The 19,374-nt window shown below is 63.5% G+C and carries 17 protein-coding genes; 12 read left to right on the forward strand and 5 right to left on the reverse strand.

Features of this window, described 5'->3' with window-relative positions:
• Position 1: 1 nt before the first annotated feature.
• Genes exeE through exeC form a run of 3 tightly spaced genes read right to left on the reverse strand, consistent with a single transcriptional unit; the run spans position 2 to position 4,442 of the window.
• Entirely contained in the window at positions 2-1,507 is a 1,506-nt protein-coding gene (gene exeE / locus ACRCYW_RS06355) for a GspE family T2SS ATPase variant ExeE (protein ID WP_438549452.1), read from the reverse strand.
• The gene (exeD, locus tag ACRCYW_RS06360) at positions 1,504-3,567 is read right to left on the reverse strand and encodes a GspD family T2SS secretin variant ExeD (RefSeq protein WP_438549296.1); all 2,064 of its coding nucleotides are present in this window, start codon (positions 3,565-3,567) and stop codon (positions 1,504-1,506) included. Before exeD ends, exeE begins: the two co-directional genes overlap by 4 nt.
• 20 nt (positions 3,568-3,587) lie before the next feature.
• The gene (gene exeC / locus ACRCYW_RS06365; RefSeq protein WP_438549453.1) at positions 3,588-4,442 is read right to left on the reverse strand and encodes a GspC family type II secretion system variant ExeC; all 855 of its coding nucleotides are present in this window, start codon (positions 4,440-4,442) and stop codon (positions 3,588-3,590) included.
• Positions 4,443-4,654: 212 nt separating this feature from the next.
• Here exeC and hslR point away from each other — a divergent pair, with 212 nt between their 5' ends.
• The 8 genes from hslR (at position 4,655) to ACRCYW_RS06405 (ending at position 12,175) form a co-directional block, all read left to right on the forward strand.
• Positions 4,655-5,053: a ribosome-associated heat shock protein Hsp15 gene (gene hslR, locus ACRCYW_RS06370; protein WP_438549297.1), complete on the forward strand. Its 399-nt coding sequence runs from the start codon at positions 4,655-4,657 to the stop codon at positions 5,051-5,053.
• 107 nt (positions 5,054-5,160) lie between these two features.
• Positions 5,161-6,045, forward strand: a complete 885-nt coding sequence (gene hslO / locus ACRCYW_RS06375; RefSeq protein WP_438549298.1) for an Hsp33 family molecular chaperone HslO — start codon at positions 5,161-5,163, stop codon at positions 6,043-6,045.
• A gap of 149 nt (positions 6,046-6,194) precedes the next feature.
• Positions 6,195-7,820 carry a phosphoenolpyruvate carboxykinase (ATP) gene (pckA, locus tag ACRCYW_RS06380; RefSeq protein ID WP_438549299.1) on the forward strand — a complete coding sequence of 542 codons (1,626 nt, stop codon included), beginning with the start codon at positions 6,195-6,197 and terminating at the stop codon, positions 7,818-7,820.
• A 197-nt stretch (positions 7,821-8,017) separates the two neighbouring features.
• Positions 8,018-8,653 (forward strand): GntR family transcriptional regulator, encoded by a 636-nt coding sequence (locus tag ACRCYW_RS06385; RefSeq protein ID WP_438549454.1) that lies wholly within the window; start codon positions 8,018-8,020, stop codon positions 8,651-8,653.
• A gap of 33 nt (positions 8,654-8,686) precedes the next feature.
• On the forward strand, positions 8,687-10,489 hold the full coding sequence (locus ACRCYW_RS06390; RefSeq protein ID WP_438549300.1) for an aminopeptidase P family protein: 1,803 nt from the start codon (positions 8,687-8,689) through the stop codon (positions 10,487-10,489).
• Positions 10,490-10,598: 109 nt separating this feature from the next.
• Positions 10,599-10,994, forward strand: a complete 396-nt coding sequence (locus ACRCYW_RS06395) for a nitrous oxide-stimulated promoter family protein (protein ID WP_438549301.1) — start codon at positions 10,599-10,601, stop codon at positions 10,992-10,994.
• Positions 10,995-11,123: 129 nt separating this feature from the next.
• A complete protein-coding gene (locus ACRCYW_RS06400; protein ID WP_438549302.1) occupies positions 11,124-11,576 on the forward strand; it encodes a GNAT family N-acetyltransferase in 453 nt (150 codons plus the stop codon).
• Between the two features lie 128 nt (positions 11,577-11,704).
• Entirely contained in the window at positions 11,705-12,175 is a 471-nt protein-coding gene (locus tag ACRCYW_RS06405; RefSeq protein ID WP_438549303.1) for a glycine zipper 2TM domain-containing protein, read from the forward strand.
• A 104-nt stretch (positions 12,176-12,279) separates the two neighbouring features.
• Here ACRCYW_RS06405 and ACRCYW_RS06410 read toward each other — a convergent pair whose 3' ends face one another.
• Entirely contained in the window at positions 12,280-13,230 is a 951-nt protein-coding gene (locus ACRCYW_RS06410; protein WP_438549304.1) for a CYTH domain-containing protein, read from the reverse strand.
• Between the two features lie 169 nt (positions 13,231-13,399).
• On the opposite strand from ACRCYW_RS06410, the gene ACRCYW_RS06415 reads away from it, so the two are divergent.
• Both ACRCYW_RS06415 and ACRCYW_RS06420 read left to right on the forward strand, forming a co-directional pair.
• Complete coding sequence (locus tag ACRCYW_RS06415) at positions 13,400-14,080, forward strand: TIGR00153 family protein (RefSeq protein WP_349920907.1); 681 nt, start codon at positions 13,400-13,402, stop codon at positions 14,078-14,080.
• Positions 14,081-14,105: 25 nt separating this feature from the next.
• Positions 14,106-15,371, forward strand: coding sequence for an inorganic phosphate transporter (locus tag ACRCYW_RS06420; protein ID WP_438549305.1), 1,266 nt, complete (start codon positions 14,106-14,108; stop codon positions 15,369-15,371).
• Positions 15,372-15,523: 152 nt separating this feature from the next.
• Here ACRCYW_RS06420 and ACRCYW_RS06425 read toward each other — a convergent pair whose 3' ends face one another.
• The gene (locus ACRCYW_RS06425; protein ID WP_438549306.1) at positions 15,524-16,762 is read right to left on the reverse strand and encodes a multifunctional CCA addition/repair protein; all 1,239 of its coding nucleotides are present in this window, start codon (positions 16,760-16,762) and stop codon (positions 15,524-15,526) included.
• Between the two features lie 221 nt (positions 16,763-16,983).
• On the opposite strand from ACRCYW_RS06425, the gene ACRCYW_RS06430 reads away from it, so the two are divergent.
• Together ACRCYW_RS06430 and exeB are read left to right on the forward strand one after the other, a co-directional pair.
• Positions 16,984-18,603 carry an ExeA family protein gene (locus tag ACRCYW_RS06430; RefSeq protein WP_438549307.1) on the forward strand — a complete coding sequence of 540 codons (1,620 nt, stop codon included), beginning with the start codon at positions 16,984-16,986 and terminating at the stop codon, positions 18,601-18,603.
• Positions 18,603-19,289, forward strand: coding sequence for a GspB family T2SS assembly factor variant ExeB (gene exeB, locus ACRCYW_RS06435; protein ID WP_438549308.1), 687 nt, complete (start codon positions 18,603-18,605; stop codon positions 19,287-19,289). Before ACRCYW_RS06430 ends, exeB begins: the two co-directional genes overlap by 1 nt.
• Positions 19,290-19,374 lie beyond the last annotated feature (85 nt).

Here is a 19,374-nt window from a genome sequence, read left to right on the forward strand (position 1 = left end):
CTCAGTCTTCCCGGGTCACGCGCAGCACTTCTTCGAGGCTGGTCTGGCCGAGCAGCACCTTGTCGATGCCGTCACGGCGGATGCTGGGGGTATGACCCCGGATCAGCCGCTCGATGGCGAGCTCGCCGCTGGCGCCGTGGATGGCCTCGCGCACCGCGTCGTCGATCACCACCAGCTCGTGAATGCCGGTCCGGCCGCGATAGCCGGTGTGGTTGCACTGCTCGCAGCCGACCGGGCGCCAGATCTGCTGATCCGGCGGGAGATCCATGCTCATGGCGAGCCGCTCCTGCTCGGTGATGGGGCGCGGGGCGCGGCAATCCGGGCAGAGGGTGCGCACCAGCCGCTGGGCCAGCACCGCCAGAAGCGACGAGGAGAGCAGGAAGGGCTCTATCCCCATGTCCCGCATCCGGGTGATGGCGCCGATGGCGGTGTTGGTGTGCAGGGTCGACATCACCAGGTGACCGGTGAGGGAGGCCTGCACCGCGATCTGGGCTGTCTCCAGATCCCGGATCTCCCCCACCATCACCACGTCCGGATCCTGACGCAGTATGGCGCGCAGACCCCGGGCGAAGGTCATGTCCACCTTGCTGTTGACCTGGGTCTGACCCACCCCTTCCAGGTCATATTCGATGGGATCCTCGACGGTGAGAATGTTGCGATCCCGAGAGTTGATCTCGGAGAGCGCCGCATACAGGGTGGTGGATTTGCCCGAGCCGGTCGGCCCCGTCACCAGGATGATGCCGTGGGGCTTGCGGATGAGCTCGCTGATCACCTTGCGATTGGCCAGCGTCATGCCGAGCTGCTTGAGCTCGAGGCGCACGTTGTTCTTGTCCAGCAGTCGCAGCACCACCCGCTCGCCGTAGCTGGACGGCATGGTGGAGACCCGCACGTCGACGGCCCGGCCGCCGATGCGCAACGAGATGCGGCCATCCTGGGGCACCCGCTTCTCGGCGATGTCCATGCGGGACATGACCTTGATACGCGACACCAGCAGGGAGGCTAGCTTGCGATGGGGCCGCAGTATCTCCCGCAGCACGCCGTCGATGCGAAAGCGAATGACCAAGGCCCGCTCGAAGGTCTCGATATGGATGTCGGACGCCTCTTCTTTTATCGCCTCGCTCAACATGGCGTTGATGAGGCGGATGATGGGGGCGTCGTCGTCGGCGTCCAGCAGATCCTCACTCTGGGGCAGCTCCTCGGCCAGGGCGAAAAAGTCCATCTCGTTGCCGAGATCCTCCATCAGCTGGCGCGCCTCGGAGGAGTCGCGCTGATAGTGGGCCATCAGCAGGGTCTCGAACTCGTCGTTGTCGAGCTGCTCGATGGCAAAGCCGCAGCCCGCCACCCGCCGCACCTCCAGCAGGGTCTGGGGACTTATTCCCTGACGGCAGAGCAGCAGAGGCTCTCCCTGGCGCTCGGTCAGAATGACCCCGAAGTTGCGGGCGAAGGCGAACGGCAGCTCGGGCAGCTCGGCCGGCAGCTCGCTGTTGTCCAGTTGATAAGCCATCAGGGCTTGCTCTGCACGAAGGGTTGGCTCTGGGGCTGCTGCACCTGGGTTCTGACCCCGGTGGCGGTGGCCTGCTGCTGCGCCTTCATCAGCTCTATCTGTTTTTGCACCTCGGGGGACAGCATCACGTCCTGGCCGTAGGCGGGCAGCACCTGGCGGGCGGGCGAGGTGGCGTAGCGATCCTCGGCGGCCAGATTGAGCTGCTCGGCCCTGAACAGGGTGTACTTGTTGCTGGAGACGCCGGTGTAGACGTTCGCATCCCGCAATATGGTGGGACGGATGAAGACCATGAGGTTACGCTTGGCCGTGGTGTTGGAGGTGGAGCGGAACAGGTAGCCCAGCACGGGGATGTCGCCGAGCAGCGGCACCTTGGAGACTTTCTCCTGGGTCTTCTCGTCCATCAGGCCCCCCAGCACCACGGTTTCCCCGCTCTTGACCAGCACGGCGTTCTTCACGGTACGGGTGTCGAAGGTGGGACCCAGGTTGGCGGTACCGGTCGCCTGGGTCTGCGCCACGCTGGAGACCTCCTGCTCGATGTTGAGCAGTACGGAGTCCCCTTCGTTGATCTGGGGCGTCACCACCAGCTTGGTCCCCACCGTCTTGCGCTCTATGGTGTTGAACACCTGATCGCTGGTGGTGGAGCTCTGGGAGCCGCTCTGCACCGGCACTTCCTGGCCAACGTTGAAGGAGGCTTCCTTGTTGTCCATGGTGACGATGCTCGGGGTCGAGAGGATGTCGTTCTTGGTGTTGGTGGAGAGGGCCGTCACCAGAGCCGCCCAGTCCCCCTTGTAGAAGCCGGCCGCCATGCCGCTGAAGCTGCCGAGCAGCTTGTCGAGGCCATCGGTGTTGCCGTTGTCCTTGTAATCCTTGCCGGCGATGATGGCCGGGCCGATGGGCAGACCGGTATCGGTGAACTGGGTGCCGCCGCCATTGGCGTTGGCCCACTGCACCCCGAGGTTCAGGCCATCACCGTCGGAGACCTCGACGATGATCGCCTCCACCAGCACCTGGGCACGGCGGATGTCGAGCTTGGCGATGACCTGCTCCAGCTCGGCCATGACGTCCGGCTGAGCGGTGATCACCAGGGCGTTGGTGGTCTCGTCGGCGGAGATGGCGAGCTGGCCACCGCCTATGCTGGCACCGCCGCCGGTGGCCGCCGCGCCGCCCCCCTTCTTGTCCGCTTCGATGCTGGAGCTGACCCCTTTGAGCACATCCACCAGATCCTTGGCCTTGCCATATTTCAGGTAGAAGACCCGGGTGTTGCCCTGGCTCTGCAGATCCCGGTCGAGCTGGCGCACCATCTGGATGATGCGGGCGCGAGCCTTGGGCTCGCCGCTGATCACTACGGAGTTGGTGCGCTCGTCCGCCACCACCTTGGGAGCCAGCAGCAGGGGGGCGTTGCCGCCCTGGTTGTTGCCATCCTTGTTGAGGTTGGTCACCAGCCGCACTATCTCGCCGGCGGAGGCGTATTTCAGCTTGATGATGTCCATGTCCTGGTCACCGGCCTTGTCCACCCGGCGCACCACCTCGACCAGGCGGTTGACCACAGCCGCGCGGCCCGTGATGAGCAGCACGTTGGAAGGCTCGTAGTGCACCACGTTGCCGCCGCCGGCGTTGTCGTTGAGCTGACGCAGCAGGGGCGCCAGTTCACGTACCGAGACGTTGCGCACCGGGACCACCCGGGTCACCATCTCGTCCCCCACCCCGGGGTTGCTGTCATCCACCACGGGAATGGCGGAGGTCTTGGCGTCCTTGGAGCGCACCACCTTGAGCACCCCATTGTTCATGGGCACCACGGCGAAACCATAGACGTCGAGCACGCTCAGGAAGAACTGGTAGTACTGCTCCTCGTTGAGCAGGTCGTAACTGCGGACGTTGATCTTGCCGCGCACCGAGGGCTCGATGATGATGGTCTTGTTCAGGTTCTTGCCGACCGTGTTGATGAACTCTTCGATGTCGGCATTCTTGAAGCTCGCGGAATACTCGGTGGCCCAGGCAGAGCCCGCCATCATCAAGGCTGCCGCGATCGTGGCCAGACGCCAGCCTTTCCCTTTATTTATCATTCTTGGTGCTACTCCAATCATTATTCTGACAAGCCGACATAGACGTCGTAGAGCTGTCCTTGCCGTTCGACGGTGACGGTCATTTCAGTGGCGCCCGCCACTTGCTGCATAGCCTGCATGGCCTGAGCGTTATCCCGCAGATCCAGACCATTGATGCTGACCGCCAGATCGTTGGCGACCAGCCCGAGTTGATTGAACAATTCAGGATTGTTGCCCGGATTGAGGCGATAGCCGACCATGCGGCCATCCACCCGTACCGGGGAAATATTGAGATAATCGGTGATCTTGCCGGGATTGTTCATCAGCTCGCTGCGTACCGTGGAGAGCTTGTTCTGGGGCTGGGCCGCCTTGGGCAGGGGTTTGCCGTACTCCTCCCCGTCCAGCATCAGGGTCTCGTCACGGCCATCCCGGGCTATGATGACCCGATCCGCGAAGACCTGGCGGATCTTGGCCTGGGTGCCGTCGATGTAATCGCCGATACCGTAAGAATTCTGCAACCCGTTATGGGCGATGATGGCGATGGACTTGGCGGGATCCGAACTCGCCAGCACCCCGTTGAGCTGGGCGTTGAGCTGGGTCTTGGGGGCGTCGGCCGCGACCGCCTGGGCCATCTGCTCGGCGGCAATCTGTGGCGCCTTGCCAAACAGGGAGAGACGGCTGACACCGCTGATATCGAGACGGGAGGCCCCCGTCCCCTGGCTGGCGGTGACCGAAGGCTGCCAGGGCTGGGATTGAACCGGTTGAGTCAGGCCGAACAGACGCCAGGTGAGACCGGCACACTGTTGGGCCAGCAATAGCAGCAGCAGCCAGAACAGAGGCTGGCTCAAGCGGGCGAGTGGCACCGTCTTGCAACGGGCCAACAGGGAGTTCAGCAGGTCATCCCTAGGGGGTAGCGTCATGTTTATCAAAATGTTCTGACATCCAAATCGGTTGGCTATTGTGTACGGCAATGGACCCAGAGACAACCGACCGGATGAGGTGGAGCGGTGAAAATACAGATTCCGTCACACCACGGCGTCCCCTGTTTCTACCCCGGGGCTCCCCTCTGGTATAATCAGGCTCCCTTTTAGCCATCCGGAGCCGATTCATGCCAAATCTAGCAGAAACCAGCGCCTTGGTCCGCCTCGACAAGTGGCTGTGGGCGGCTCGTTTCTACAAGACCCGCTCCCTGGCCCGGGATCAGATCGATGGCGGCAAGGTGCACTACAACGGCCAGCGCAGCAAACCGGGCAAACACGTCGAAGTCGGCGCCCTCATCCGTTTCTGGCAAGGCCAGGACGAGCGGGAGGTGCGGGTACTCGAGGTGAGCGAACAGCGCAAATCCGCGCCCCTGGCCCAGCGACTCTATGAAGAGACCGCCGAGAGCCTGAAGAAACGGACCGAGAACAGCGAGGCCCGCCGTTTCAACAGCCAGTTTGCCCCGAGCCCGGAGCGCCGCCCCGACAAGCAGGAACGACGCCAGCTTATCAAGGTCAAACAATACTAATCAGCCCTCGTGGCCCTTTTATGACGACAGGCGGGGGAATTAGTTCCTAACCGGCTGTTTAACAATGTTTTTGTCCATATCCCCCAAGAAGAACCCAGGAATGCATGATGAGTAACCAAGATCTCCTGTATCGCTATCTGTTCGAAGAGTACGAAGTACGCGGGGAGCTGGTCCAGCTGGATCGCACCTATCGCCACATAGTGGAAGCCCAGAGCTACCCGGTGCAGGTGCAGAAGCTGTTGGGTGAACTGCTGGTCGCCACCAGCCTGCTGACCGCCACCCTCAAGTTTGAAGGCTCCATCACGGTGCAATTGCAAGGGGATGGCCCGGTGCGACTGGCGGTGATCAACGGCGATCACAACCAGCAACTGCGCGGCGTGGCCCGCTATGAAGGGGAGCTGCCGGACGATGGCAAGCTGCAGAGCCTGATCGGCAACGGCCAGCTGGTGATCACCATCACCCCGGATCAGGGTGAGCGCTATCAGGGCATCATCGCCCTCGAGGCCGACACCCTGGCAGGCTGCCTCGAGCAGTACTTCGCCCAGTCAGAGCAGCTCGCCACCAAGCTCTGGATCCGCACCGGTCATCACGAGGGTCAGCCCCGCGCCGCCGGTATCCTGCTGCAGGAGCTGCCCGCCCAGAGCGAGGATCACAGCGCCGACTTCGAGCACCTGGAACAGCTCACCACCACCATCAAGGACGAGGAGCTGTTTGGTCTCGAGGCCGAGGAGATCCTCTACCGTCTCTATCACCAGGACAAGGTGCGGGTGTTCGATCCCCAGGCCATCGAGTTCCGCTGCACCTGCTCCCGCGCCCGCTGCGAAGGGGCCTTGCTGCAGATAGAGAAGGAAGAGGCGGTGGCCATGGTGCAGGAGCTCGGCAAGATCGACATGCATTGTGACTATTGCGGCGCCGAGTACCAATTTGATGGGATCGACGTCGAAACCCTGTTCAGCAGGGCTCCCGGTAATGATGCAAACAAGTTACACTAAATGAAGGCGGGCAAAACCCGCCTTTAACTTAAATAACAAAAAAATACCCTATTTTATAAAGTTTGATGGCGATCGCTAAAAACTACCACCTAGGTGGTAGCATGGACGCCAGATAGAACCCTACAAACCTCTGAACCCAGGAGAATATAATGACTATCGTGGCAGAACCCACCCTGGCCCAACAACTGAAACTGGACCAGTACGGTATCAAAAACAGCCAGGAAATCATTCGAAACCCCAGTTATGAGCAGCTCTTCGCCGAAGAGACCCGCCCAGACCTGGAAGGATTCGAACGCGGCGTCGTCACCGAGCTGGGTGCCGTCAACGTCAATACCGGCATCTTCACCGGTCGTTCCCCGAAAGATAAATATATCGTCAAAGACAGCACTACCCAGAATACTGTGTGGTGGTCTGACCAGGGTAAGAACGATAACAAGGCCATTACCCCTGAAGTGTGGTCACATCTGAAATCCCTGGTGACCAAACAGCTCTCCGGCAAGCGCCTGTTCGTCGTCGACGGCTACTGCGGTGCCAACCCGGACACCCGTCTGGCGGTGCGCATCATCACAGAGGTGGCCTGGCAGGCGCACTTCGTGAAGAACATGTTCATTCGCCCGAGCGAAGCGGAGCTGAAGACGTTCGAACCGGACTTCGTGGTGATGAACGGGGCCAAGTGCACCAACCCGAACTGGCAGGAGCAGGGTCTCAACTCCGAGAACTTCGTCGCCTTCAACATGACCGAGAAGATGCAACTCATCGGCGGCACCTGGTACGGTGGCGAGATGAAGAAGGGCATGTTCTCCATGATGAACTACTTCCTGCCCCTGCGCGGCATCGCCTCCATGCACTGCTCCGCCAACGTGGGTCAGGACGGCGACGTGGCCATCTTCTTCGGCCTGTCCGGCACTGGCAAGACCACCCTCTCCACCGATCCCAAGCGTCAGCTGATCGGCGATGACGAGCATGGCTGGGACGACAACGGCGTGTTCAACTTCGAAGGGGGCTGCTACGCCAAGACCATCAAGCTCTCCGAGGAGGCCGAGCCGGACATCTACCACGCCATCCGTCGCGATGCGCTGCTGGAGAACGTCACCGTGGCCGCCGACGGCACCATCGACTTCGACGATGGCTCCCGCACCGAGAACACCCGGGTCTCCTACCCCATCTATCACATCGAGAACATCGTCAAGCCGGTCTCCAAGGCGGGTCACGCCACCAAGGTGATCTTCCTGACCGCCGATGCCTTCGGTGTGCTGCCCCCGGTCGCCAAGCTGACCAAGGAGCAGACCAAGTACCACTTCCTGTCCGGCTTCACCGCCAAGCTGGCGGGTACCGAGCGCGGCATCACAGAGCCGACCCCCACCTTCTCCTCCTGCTTCGGCGCGGCCTTCCTGAGCCTGCACCCGACCAAGTACGGCCAGGAGCTGGTGAAGCGGATGGAAGCGGCAGGGGCCGAGGCCTACCTGGTCAACACCGGCTGGAACGGCACCGGCAAGCGCATCTCCATCAAGGATACCCGCGCCATCATAGACGCCATCCTGGACGGTTCCATCGAGCAGGCGCCCACCAAGGTGCTGCCCATCTTCAATCTGGAAGTGCCGACCGAGCTCCATGACGTGAACCCGGCCATCCTCGACCCGCGCGATACCTACGCCGACAAGGCCGAGTGGGACGCCAAGGCGGTGGATCTGGCGGGACGCTTCATCAAGAACTTCGAGCGCTTCACCGACAACGACGAAGGCAAGCGTCTGGTGGCGGCGGGTCCGCAGCTGTAACGACCAGCCACCTTCCCCGGATTGCATACCGGTCAGCCCAGCTGACCGGTATTTTTTTGGCCAAAGCGCGGCGTTTGGCTCCCACCAAGCCTTGCCACGGGGGCTGTGGCGCGTTAGATTCAGCCAAACTTTATACAATATACAATTTTGCAACCTGCCCCGTGACCCCAAACCCACCCTACAAGACCCGCACCCAGATGGTGATGGAGAACCTGCGCGGCCGCATCCTGCGGGGCGAGTTCCCCGCCGGCGCCCCCCTGCGCCAGGACGCTATCGCCAGGGAGCTGGCGGTGAGTCGCATCCCGGTGCGGGAGGCCCTGATGCAGCTGGAGGCACAGGGGCTGGTGAAGTTCGAGGCCCATCGCGGCGCCGTGGTCACCATGCTGGACGCCTCGGCCATCGACGAGCTCTTTTATTTGCGGGCCCTGCTGGAAGCCGATACCCTGTTCCACGCCGTCGACATGATGACGGAGGAGACCTTCGCCAAGGCGCAAGCCATCCTGGCCCAGTTCGATCTGGCCCTGGAGTCCGGCACCCAGGTCGAGCACTGGGCCGAGTTGAACCACAGTTTTCACGCCACCCTCTATCAGGCCGCCAACCGCCCCCAGGCGCTGGAGCTCATCGCCCAGATCAACCTGAGCTGCGATCGTTACGTGCGCTTCGAGCTGCTGTTTGCCCAGGGGGGTGTGGACAAGGCCGAGCGCGAGCACGCCCAGCTGCTGGCGCTGTGCCGCGCCCGCCGCAAGCACGAGGCGGTGGTCCTGCTCAAGCAACATATCGAGGCGGCTGGCCAGTCGATCAAGCAGATCCTGGCGAGCAGCCAATCCCAGTGAACACTCACATCACCACAATCTGGCAGTAACGACATGAATCATTTCGAGATTATTGAAACCCGCGTCGCCCAGCTCAGGACCTCCCTGGCCACCCAGGAACTGGACGCCTTCATCGTTCCCCACGATGACGAGCACCTGGGGGAGTACATTCCCGCTCATGCCGAGCGTCTGGACTGGATCACGGGTTTCAACGGCTCCGCCGGCCTCGCCATCATCATGGCGCAGCGGGCGGCCCTGTTCATCGACGGTCGTTATACGGTGCAGGCCCGCATGCAGGCCCCCGCCGAGCTGTTTGAATTCCTCCATCTGAACGAGGATCCCCATGTGCAGTGGCTGGCGGAACAGCTGTCGGCCGGCGCCCGGGTCGGCTTCGACGCTCGCCTGCACAGCCTGGCCTGGTACCAGAACGCCAAGGCCGTGCTGGCGGATCGCGGCATCGAACTGGTGCGGGTGGACGAGAACCCCATAGACCTCCTCTGGACGGATCGCCCCCTCCCCACCAAGACCCCAGTCATCCTCTACAGCGAGGCACTGGCGGGCCGGTCCAGCCAGTCCAAGCGCGAGCAACTGGCAGCGGATCTGCGCAAGCGCGGGCTGGACGCCGTGCTGCTGACCCAGGCCGAACCCATCAACTGGCTGCTGAACCTGCGCGGCCGCGACGTGGAGCGCCTGCCGGTGGTACTGGGCTTCGCCGTGCTCTACGCCAACACCAGCATGGATTTCTTCGTCGACACCGACAAGATCGACTGCATCGCCTTCACCCAGCACGTGGGGCAGGATGTCTCCGTCTACCCCATCGACAAGCTGGGTGACGTGCTGCAACGCATCGGGGAAGACCATCAGAAGGTGCTGGCCGATCCCAACACCGCCAACGCCTGGAGCCAGCTCGTCATGGAGGAGGCAGGCGCCATCCTGGTGGCCGGTCAGGATCCCACCATGCTGCCCAAGGCCTGCAAGAACGAGGTGGAGCTGGCGGGCATGCGCGCCGCCCACCTGCGCGATGGCGTCGCCGTCACCCGCTTCCTCGCCTGGCTGGACCGTCTGGTTGCCTCCGGCGAGTTCGAGGGGGTGGACGAGGGTACCCTGGCGGATCGGCTGGAATCCTTCCGCCGCGAGCAGGATCACTATGTGGAGCCGAGCTTCGACACCATCTCCGCGCTCGGCCCCAACGCCGCCATGTGCCACTACCGCCACACCAACGGCGTGCCGCGCACCTTCGGCCAGGACAGCATCTATCTGGTGGACTCCGGCGCCCAGTATCTGGACGGCACCACCGACATCACCCGTACCCTCAAGGTCGGCGAGGTGAGCGACGAGCACAAGGCCATGTTCACCCGGGTGCTGCAGGGTCACATCGCGCTGGATCAGGCCCGCTTCCCCCGTGGCACCGCCGGCATCCAGCTGGACGTGCTGGCCCGCATGCCCCTGTGGCAGGCCGGCTACAACTATGACCATGGTACCGGCCACGGGGTCGGCCACTTCCTCAGCGTGCACGAAGGTCCCCAGCGCATCGCCCCCAAGGGCAGCCTGGTGGCGCTGCAGCCGGGCATGGTGCTCTCCAACGAACCTGGCTACTACCGTGAGAATGCCTTCGGCATCCGCTGTGAAAACCTGGTGGTGGTGACCGAGCTGGAGGCGCGGGGCGAGCTGCCGATGCTGGGCTTCGAGCGGCTGACCTATGTACCGTTCGATACACGTCTCATCGACCGCAGCCTGCTGAGCCAGGACGAGTTCCGCTGGATCAACGACTACCACGTCGAGGTCTTCCGCCGCCTGAGCCCGCTACTGGAGGGCGAGGATCTCGCCTGGCTGGAGCAGGCCACCAGCCTCATCTGATCGCAGACAATCGAGACTGTCTGATGACACAGGGCCCGCGGGCCCTGTTTTTCATCCCCGTTTTGACCTGTATCAAGACCCCGGCCTCCCCGGTCAGGACAATGGTGCCATGAACTCCGAACAGCCAGGCACTCGTCGCAGTGCCCGTGCCAGTCAGGCACCCGAGCACCCCAGGCTCAGACGGGAGCAGTTGACGGTCAGCGCCATGATCCGTCTCTACTGCGACCACCATCATCAGGATCCCGACTGCCGGCATTGCCGACAACTGCGGGATTTCGCCCACCAACGGCTGCGCCGCTGCCGCTATGGCCTGGGTCACAAGCCCACCTGCGCCAAGTGCGACATCCACTGTTATGCCCCCGCCATGCGCAAGCAGATCCAGCAGATCATGAAGTGGAGTGGCCCCCGCATGCTGTGGCACCACCCCTGGCTCGCCCTGCGTCACCTGCTGGACAGCCGCCGCAAGGCCCCCAGACGCCCCCATGGCAGGCCGCTCCCGCCCTAGTTCACCCAAGGTTTGAACTGACGCGACACTCCCGTGTCGGGCCGCCCCCTTGCATAGTGCCGACTGGCTCACTACCCTGTGGCTCTTTTTTGACTGCCCCCCGGCAGCAAGCCCCTGACAGGAGCCAGGATGCACCAGCCCCCCCTTTTGAGAGTGGCCCGCCACACCGACATGCACGCCATCGGGCGACTCGACGCCGAGATCTTCGGTGAGGACGTCTACCCTCCCTTCTTCTTCCGCCAGGCCATGGATCTCTGGCCGGATCTGCTGATCGTGGCCGAGCTGAACGGCAGGCTGCTGGGCTATGCCCTGAGCGGACTGGGACAGGATCGGTCGCAGGGCTGGCTGCTCTCCCTGGCCGTGCTGCCGGAGGCCCGTGGCTTCGGGCTCGCCGAGCGGATGATGCTGAGGGTCGAGCAGGGGCTGGCGACGCTGCAGACGGCGCGAGTCAGGCTCACCGTGGATCCGGCCAACCCGGCCCAGCGCCTCTACTATCGCCTCGGCTACCAGCTGCTGGCCGAGGAGCCGGGCTACTTCGGCCCGGGGGAGGATCGCCTGCTGCTGGAGAAGCCTCTGCCCTGAGGAGATAGCGCGGCCACGGGCCCCCGGCACATAAATGGTTACATTTTGCGGGTTTCATGCGCGATCCGGTTGGCGTAAAGTTAACCACGACACAAAGATTAACCCGATGCTCGCCCAGGAGGCTCATCATGTTCAAACGTATCGCCATCGTCACCCTGCTGGCCGCGACCACCGCCCTCACTGGCTGTGCCAACAGCGACGTCTACTCAGGAGACGTCTACACCAAGGATCGTGCCAAGCAGGTCCAGACCGTCAGCTATGGCACCATACAGTCCACCCGTCCGGTCAAGATCCAGGCCGATGAGAACTCGGTGCTCGGCACCATAGGCGGCGCCGTGGTCGGCGGCCTGCTCGGCAGCACCATAGGTGGCGGCCGGGGCAGCGACATCGCCGCCGCCGGGGGCGCCATCGCAGGCGCCGCGGCAGGCAAGGCGGCCGGTGACAAGTTCAACCAGGTCGACGGCGTGGAGCTCGAGATCAAGAAGGAGAACGGGGAATCCATCGTGGTGGTGCAAAAGGCCAGCCCCACCTTCGTGCCGGGTGCCCGCGTTCGCATGACTCAGGGCAACGGCAGCATCAACGTGGCCGTGGTGAACTGATCGCCTCAGGGGATAACCCCAATCCCTGCAGAAACAAAAAGGTGAGCCCAGGCTCACCTTTTTGTTAGGTCTCACAGAACTGCCGCGAAGGCGCGAACGGCCTCTCAGGCCTCCAGATGCAGCCAGGCCGCGATGGCCAGTTGCAGCCGCACGTAGTCGGCACTGTGGACCAGGGTAAGGACGCCGTCCTCCTCGCCCGCCAACGCCACCAGCCGGGCAGCTTGGGCCAGCAGGGCCGGCAGCCAGACGGGGGACGGCACCAGGATCGTCGCCGCTTCTTTCAGCAGCGCCACCCCTTGCAGGAGAGCAGACAGGGCCTGTGCCCTGGCAGCCTGGTCAGACTCCAACCAGAGCTGTTCGTGATGCTGCCAATGTTGCAGCCCGAGGATGATGCACGCCCTGGCATCCCGCCCGCTCAGGTCCGGCAGGGATTGCGGCGCCGGCGCCTTGCCGAGCCCCGCCAGCCGGTAGCCGCGCTGGGCCTTGGACTGAGCCCCCAACCGGATGCCCCCCAGCTCGGCCAGCTCGGCCGCCAGGACGAAGAGGGCGCTCGCCTCGCCAGTTTTCAGCTCAAGCTCCAGCTCGTCGATGGCGCTGCGCCCCAGGCTCCCGACGATCTCCCCCCTGTCCCAGGCCAGCTCTATCTCGGCGCCCTCAAAGGCGATCAGCCAGTGGCGGCGCACAAAATCGGTGCTGAACTGGGCCAACAGCTGGGTCTGGATTTCATCGCGTGCGGCCAGGCTCGGCCAGATAGCGTCGGGGAAGCTCGCCAGGGTGGGCAGATCCCCGTCGATGGGGGCGTTGTACTCGGGACGGGCGTGCAGCCCCCCGACCACCTGGCCCCGACACTTGATGGTCTGCTCGGAAAATTCATCGCTGCGGCGGATGCGCAGCCCCATGTCGAGCCTGCGCAGTGCGAGATCCGGGGTATCGAAATAAACGTTGCCGAGACTCGTGCTGCTCGAGGAGATAATATCGAATTTATTCAGAAGGTTGGAGAGTTGTTCCTGGATGTCCGTGGCTACGAAAAATTTAATCTCGATCTCAGTTTGCATAGTCATTCCGGGCTGGCTGGCAACTTTGGGGGGCATGATCCCCGCCACGGGGATATAATGCCAGCGAAACATCAGGATTAATTCACGGTTTTATTGAGGGCATAGTTCGGTTACCATGCGCCCCTCATGAAATAGTATCGAGTGTTTTTTCACCGACACAGGTTTGGCCATGCCAGTAAATACTATCCTGGGACTTTTCGCCAAGTCCCCCATCAAGCCGCTGCAGAAGCATATCGTCAAGGTTCACGTGTGCTGCGAGCAGCTCATTCCGTTCTTTGATGCCGTTGCCGAAGACCGTTGGGAAGATGCCGAGAAGATCCGGCAGCAGATCGCCCAGCTGGAAAAAGAAGCGGACATCCTCAAACGCGAAATTCGTCTCAAGCTGCCCCGCGGCCTGTTTCTGCCGGTCGCCCGTACCGATCTGCTCGAGATGCTGACCCAGCAGGACAAGATTGCCAACCGTGCCAAGGATATCTCCGGCCGCATGCTTGGTCGTAAAATGGAATTCCCCTCCGAGATGCGTGCCGACTTCATGGCCTATCTCAAACGTTGTATCGATGCGACCGCCCAAGCCGAAAAAGCCATCGGAGAACTCGATGAGCTGCTCGAAACCGGCTTTAAAGGACGTGAAGTTGAAATGGTTGCCGAGATGATCCACCAGCTGGATCTCATCGAGGACGATACTGACACCATGCAGATCGGGCTGCGCCAACAGCTGCAAGCCGTTGAGCACAAATACAATCCGATCGACGTTATGTTCCTCTACAAGATCCTCGAATGGGTAGGTGACCTGGCTGATCAGGCCGAGCGCGTTGGCGCCCGTCTGGAACTGATGCTGGCTCGTTCGTAATCGACTGACTGGGTAAACACTACTAATGGACATTATCGCAAATTACGGCACCACCCTGGTGCTCGTGGCGGCCTTGTTCGGCTTTTTGATGGCCTGGGGCATAGGCGCGAATGACGTCGCCAATGCCATGGGGACATCGGTCGGTACCAAATCCCTGACCATTCGTCAGGCGATCATCATCGCCATGATCTTCGAGTTCGCCGGTGCCTATCTGGCCGGTGGCGAGGTGACCGCTACCATCCGCAACGGCATCATCGACAGCAACGCCTTCGCCGACACCCCGGATCTGCTGGTGCTCGGCATGATAGCCTCCCTGCTGGCGGCGGGTCTGTGGCTGATCCTGGCCTCCTACTTCGGCTGGCCCGTCTCCACCACCCACTCCATCATCGGCGCCATCGTCGGCTTCGCCGTGGTGAGCATTGGCCCGGAGGCGGTACAGTGGAACAAGTTCGGCGGCATCGTCGGCTCCTGGATCGTCACGCCGGCCATCTCCGGGGTGATCGCCTACTTCATGTTCATCAGCGTGCAGAAGCTCATATTCAACACCGATGATCCCCTGAACAACGCCAAGCGCTACGTCCCCTTCTACATGTTCCTGACGGCCCTGGTCATCTGCTTGGTCACCATCAAGAAGGGACTGACCCACGTCGGCCTACACCTGAGCAACGGCGAGGGGATCATGCTCTCCGTCGCCATCTCCATCGCGGTGGCGTTTGCCGGCTGGCTCTACATCCGCGGCCAGCAGTACAACCCGCAGGATGACAGCAAGATGCACTTCGCCAACGTGGAGAAGGTGTTCGGCATCCTGATGATCATCACCGCCTGTGCCATGGCCTTCGCCCACGGCTCCAACGACGTGGCCAACGCCATAGGCCCGCTCTCCGCGGTGGCCTCCATCGTCGCGGCCGGTGGTGAGATCGGCGGCAGCTCCCACATCGCCTGGTGGATCCTGCCCCTCGGCGGCATCGGTATCGTCATCGGCCTCGCCACCATGGGCGAGAAGGTGATGGCCACCGTCGGCACCGGCATCACTCACCTGACTCCGAGCCGTGGCTTCGCCGCCCAGCTGGCCACCGCCGCCACCGTGGTGATCGCCTCCGGCACCGGTCTGCCCATCTCCACCACCCAGACGCTGGTGGGTGCTGTGATGGGGGTGGGGCTTGCCCGTGGCATCGCGGCCCTGAACCTGGGCGTGCTGCGCAACATCGTCGTCTCCTGGGTCATCACCCTGCCCGCCGGCGCCATCCTGGCCATCGCCATCTTCTACGTGCTGCAGGCCTGCTTCTCGTAAGATGCCTCCCAGCAAAAAGCCCGGGTCACTGACCCGGGCTTTTCTTTTTGTCCTCTAACGGCTGACGACGCCTTTCCTACACCTGCTCCTCGAGAAAGATCCCTTCATCGCTTACCGGCTACTGCTGTCGAGCCGTCACCAGAGGGATCTCATCACTCCTCGATAAAGGTCCACTCGTCCCGCACCCGGCTGATGGCATCGAGTCGCCGCTTGCCGAGCTGCTCGCGGATCTCTTCCCCCTTGAAGCCCGCCGCCACTATCTCCTTCACCGGCACGGCCTGGGCCGCCGCCAGCGCCTGGGCCACATAGTCCGGCTCGGCATAGACCCGCTCCTCGAAACCGGTGCGGCCGTGGAAGTCGGCCCGGCAGGTGTCCAGCAGTTGAGCGAAGCGTTCGGGCCGACGCCAGGCATCCGCCTTGTCGAACAGCTTGAGCAGGGTCGCGGGCTTGAGTTCGAAGGCGATGTGGATATGGGTGTGCAGATCGCTCACCAGCAGCGCCAGATCCCGGCAATCGTTCGGTACTCTAAAGCGCTCGCAGAAGTCCCGGATGAGGGGCAACCCCTTCTGGCCGTGGCCGTGGTGGCTCGGCCAGAACTCCGGGGGCGTCAGCCCCTTGCCAAAGTCGTGGCAGAGGGCGGCGAAGCGCACCGCCAGCTCAGGGGAACGCTGGCAGGCCTGGGCCAGCACCATCATGGTGTGGATGCCGGTGTCGATCTCCGGGTGCCACTTGGCCGGGGCCGGCACTCCGAACAGGGCATCCAGCTCGGGGAACAGGGCCTTGAGGGCGCCGCATTCCCGCAGCACCTCGAAGAAGACGGCGGGGGTCGGCCCCAGCAGCACCTTCTCCAGCTCCTTCCACACCCGCTCAGGGGTCAGGTGGGCCAGCTCCCCAGCTTCTGTCATCTCCCCCATCAGGGCCAGGGTCTCGGGAGCCACCGTGAAGCCCTGGCTGTGGAAACGGGCGGCGAAGCGGGCCACCCGCAGGATACGCAGGGGATCCTCGGCGAAGGCCGGGGAGACGTGGCGCAGCAGCCGCGCCGCCAGATCCCGCAGGCCGCCATAGGGGTCGTGCAGCTGGCCGTGCTCATCCTCGGCGATGGCGTTGACGGTGAGATCCCGGCGCAGCAGGTCCTGCTCCAGGGTGACGCTCGGGTCGGCATGGCAGACGAAGCCCGTGTAGCCCTGTCCCTGCTTGCGCTCGGTGCGGGCCAGCGCATACTCCTGCTGGGTCTTGGGGTGCAGGAACACGGGGAAGTCGCGGCCGACCTGGGTAAACCCAAGATCCAGCATCTGCTGCACGGTCGCACCGACCACCAGGTGATCCCTGTCCCCCTGCGGCAAGCCCAACAGGCGGTCCCGCACCGCTCCCCCAACCAGATAAGTCTGCACGCGCACTCTCCCTCGATAAACCTGCCTCGATGATACCGCTTTTGAGCCGAGGAGACGATGTTCCTTGCTCCGGCATCGGCGCTGAGCGGCGCAATCATTCGGCCCCGATCACTCTAGCCGTTTGAGTCACCATGCAGGATGACCCTCTTATGGTATCCGGGTCTTTGACATCCCTCTGGGGAGGCTTTAACCTGCCGCCCATAACAATGGAATGGATCCTTATGTACACACAGTTCTTCGGTCTGTCGGAGCCCCCGTTCTCCATCTCGCCCAACCCCAAATACCTCTACATGAGCGAACGCCACGGGGAGGCCTTGGCCCACCTCAACTACGGGTTGCAGGATGGGGGAGGCTTCGTGCTACTCACCGGAGAAGTGGGGACGGGCAAGACCACGGTTTCCCGCTGTCTGTTGCAACAACTGCCCGCCGACACCGAGATCGCCTACATCCTCAATCCGTCCCTGACCGAGCGGGATCTGCTGGCGGCCATCTGCGACGAATACCAGCTTGCCTACGAGCAGGAGGCCGGCATCAAGCCCCTGTTCGACCTCATCCGCGACCACCTGCTGGCCAACCTGGCGGCGGGCAAGCGCAGCGTGGTGCTGGTGGATGAAGCCCAGCATCTGCTGCCCGGGGTGCTGGAGCAGCTGCGCCTGCTCACCAATCTCGAGACCGACGAGAAGAAGCTGCTGCAGGTGGTGCTCATCGGTCAGCCCGAGCTGCAGCAGATGCTGCGCCAACCCCTGCTGCGCCAGCTGGCCCAGCGCATCACCGCCCGCTATCACCTGCTGCCGCTGTCGCGCCAGGACGTGGATGCCTATGTGCGCTTCCGCCTGCAGGTGGCCGGCTGCGTGCAGCCCATCTTCACCCCCAGGGCGATCCAGACCCTGCATCGCCTCTCCGGCGGCATCCCGCGCCTCATCAACCTCATCTGCGATCGCGCCCTGATCGCCGCCTTCGCCCGTGGCAGCCACAAGATAGTGCACGGCGACATCAGCCAGGCGGCCTTCGAGGTGAGCGGCATTCGCGACGAGGGGAGCTGGCAGTCCGGTCTGACCGTGGCCCTGGTGGGGGCCCTCCTGGTGGCCACCGGCTGGTGGGGTTGGCAGTTCGTCGGTGTCTTCCCCACCCGCCCCGTGGTCAGGGTGGAGGTGCCGGTCAAGGTGGACGACACCCCGGAACAGCAGGAGCAGCTGACCCGTGCCATCAACCAGGCGCTCGAGCCCGATGTGGCCATGCAGAATCTCTACAAGGTATGGGGCTACCAGGCCGAGCTGGAGGAGGCGACCTGTGACAACGCCCCCCGCGCCGGCCTGCGCTGCCAGGAGGGGGAGGCCACCCTGGCCGAGCTGCAGGCCTTGCAGCACCCGGCCCTCATCAGCCTGACCGATGAGACCGGCGGCCTCTACTACGCCACCCTGGTGAACCTGGGGCCGGACAAGGCCTCCCTGCTCATCGGCAACCAGAGCTGGCAGGTGGACCGTCAGTGGCTCGCCGATGCCTGGGGGGGCAGCTATACCCTGCTGTGGCGCACGCCCAAGGGGGGCGTCACCCTGATCGGCAACAACGCCGGCCCGGCCCAGGTGCAGTGGCTGGACAACGCCCTGAGCCGCGCCATGCAGCAACCGGATCGCAAGGTGAGTCGCTTCGATGCCGAGCTCAAACGCAAGCTGCAACAGTTCCAGCGTGAACAGGGGCTGGCCCCGGACGGGATCGCCGGCAGCAACACCCTGCTGCGCCTGAACGTACAGGCCGGTGAGCCCATGCCCAAGCTGGAAGATGGCGCCCTGCGCGCCGACGTGCCGGTCAACCTGGATGAATTGGTGGAGGAGAACTCCTGATGTCTACCTTGCTCAAGGCCCTGCGCCGGGCCGATCAACCCCAGTTCACCCCGCACATGCCGCTCATGGGGCTGCCCGTGAGCCAGGAGGAGGAACCGAGCCGCCGCTGGATCTGGTGGCTGCTGGCCCCCCTCGCCCTCGTCATGGGCGCGGGCGCCAACTATGGCTGGCACCTCTATCACCTCAAGCCCATCGAGCAGCAGATCGAGGTGAAAGAGGTGGTGACGCCCCCCTTCGTGCGGGTCGAACCCAAGCCGATGATCACCCGTCCCCTGCCACCTCCCCTGCCGGAACCCGTGGTGCAACCCAAGGCGGCCCCGGCCCCGAGGTCGACGGCAACGGCCGCCACCAACGGCCAGAGCCTGGCGGAGCGCATCATGATGGCCCTCAACAACACCCCGCTGGTGGAGGAGTCGGCGCCCCAGGTTGAGCGCTCGGCCGGGGCCATCCCCCTCAGCGCCCTGCCCGCGGCCATCAAGCAGCAGGTACCGCCCCTCACCTACGGCGCCCACAACTACTCCTCCGATCCGGCCAAGCGGGCCGTGGTACTCAACGGGCGAGAGCTGCGGGAGGGGAGCGAGATTGCCCCCGGGGTGACCCTGATCGCCATCGCCCAGGATGATATCGTGCTGCAGGTCGGCGGCCAGCATGCCAGCCTCAAGGCACTGCAGGACTGGCGCGGCTAATCCCGCTACACTCGCAGGCAGTCAGACAACAAGAGGGAGCCCGAGAGCTCCCCTTTTTCATCGATGAGCCGAGCTAGATGGGTGG

It is taken from the genome of Aeromonas sp. (assembly GCF_051657805.1).
GTDB lineage: Bacteria > Pseudomonadota > Gammaproteobacteria > Enterobacterales > Aeromonadaceae > Aeromonas.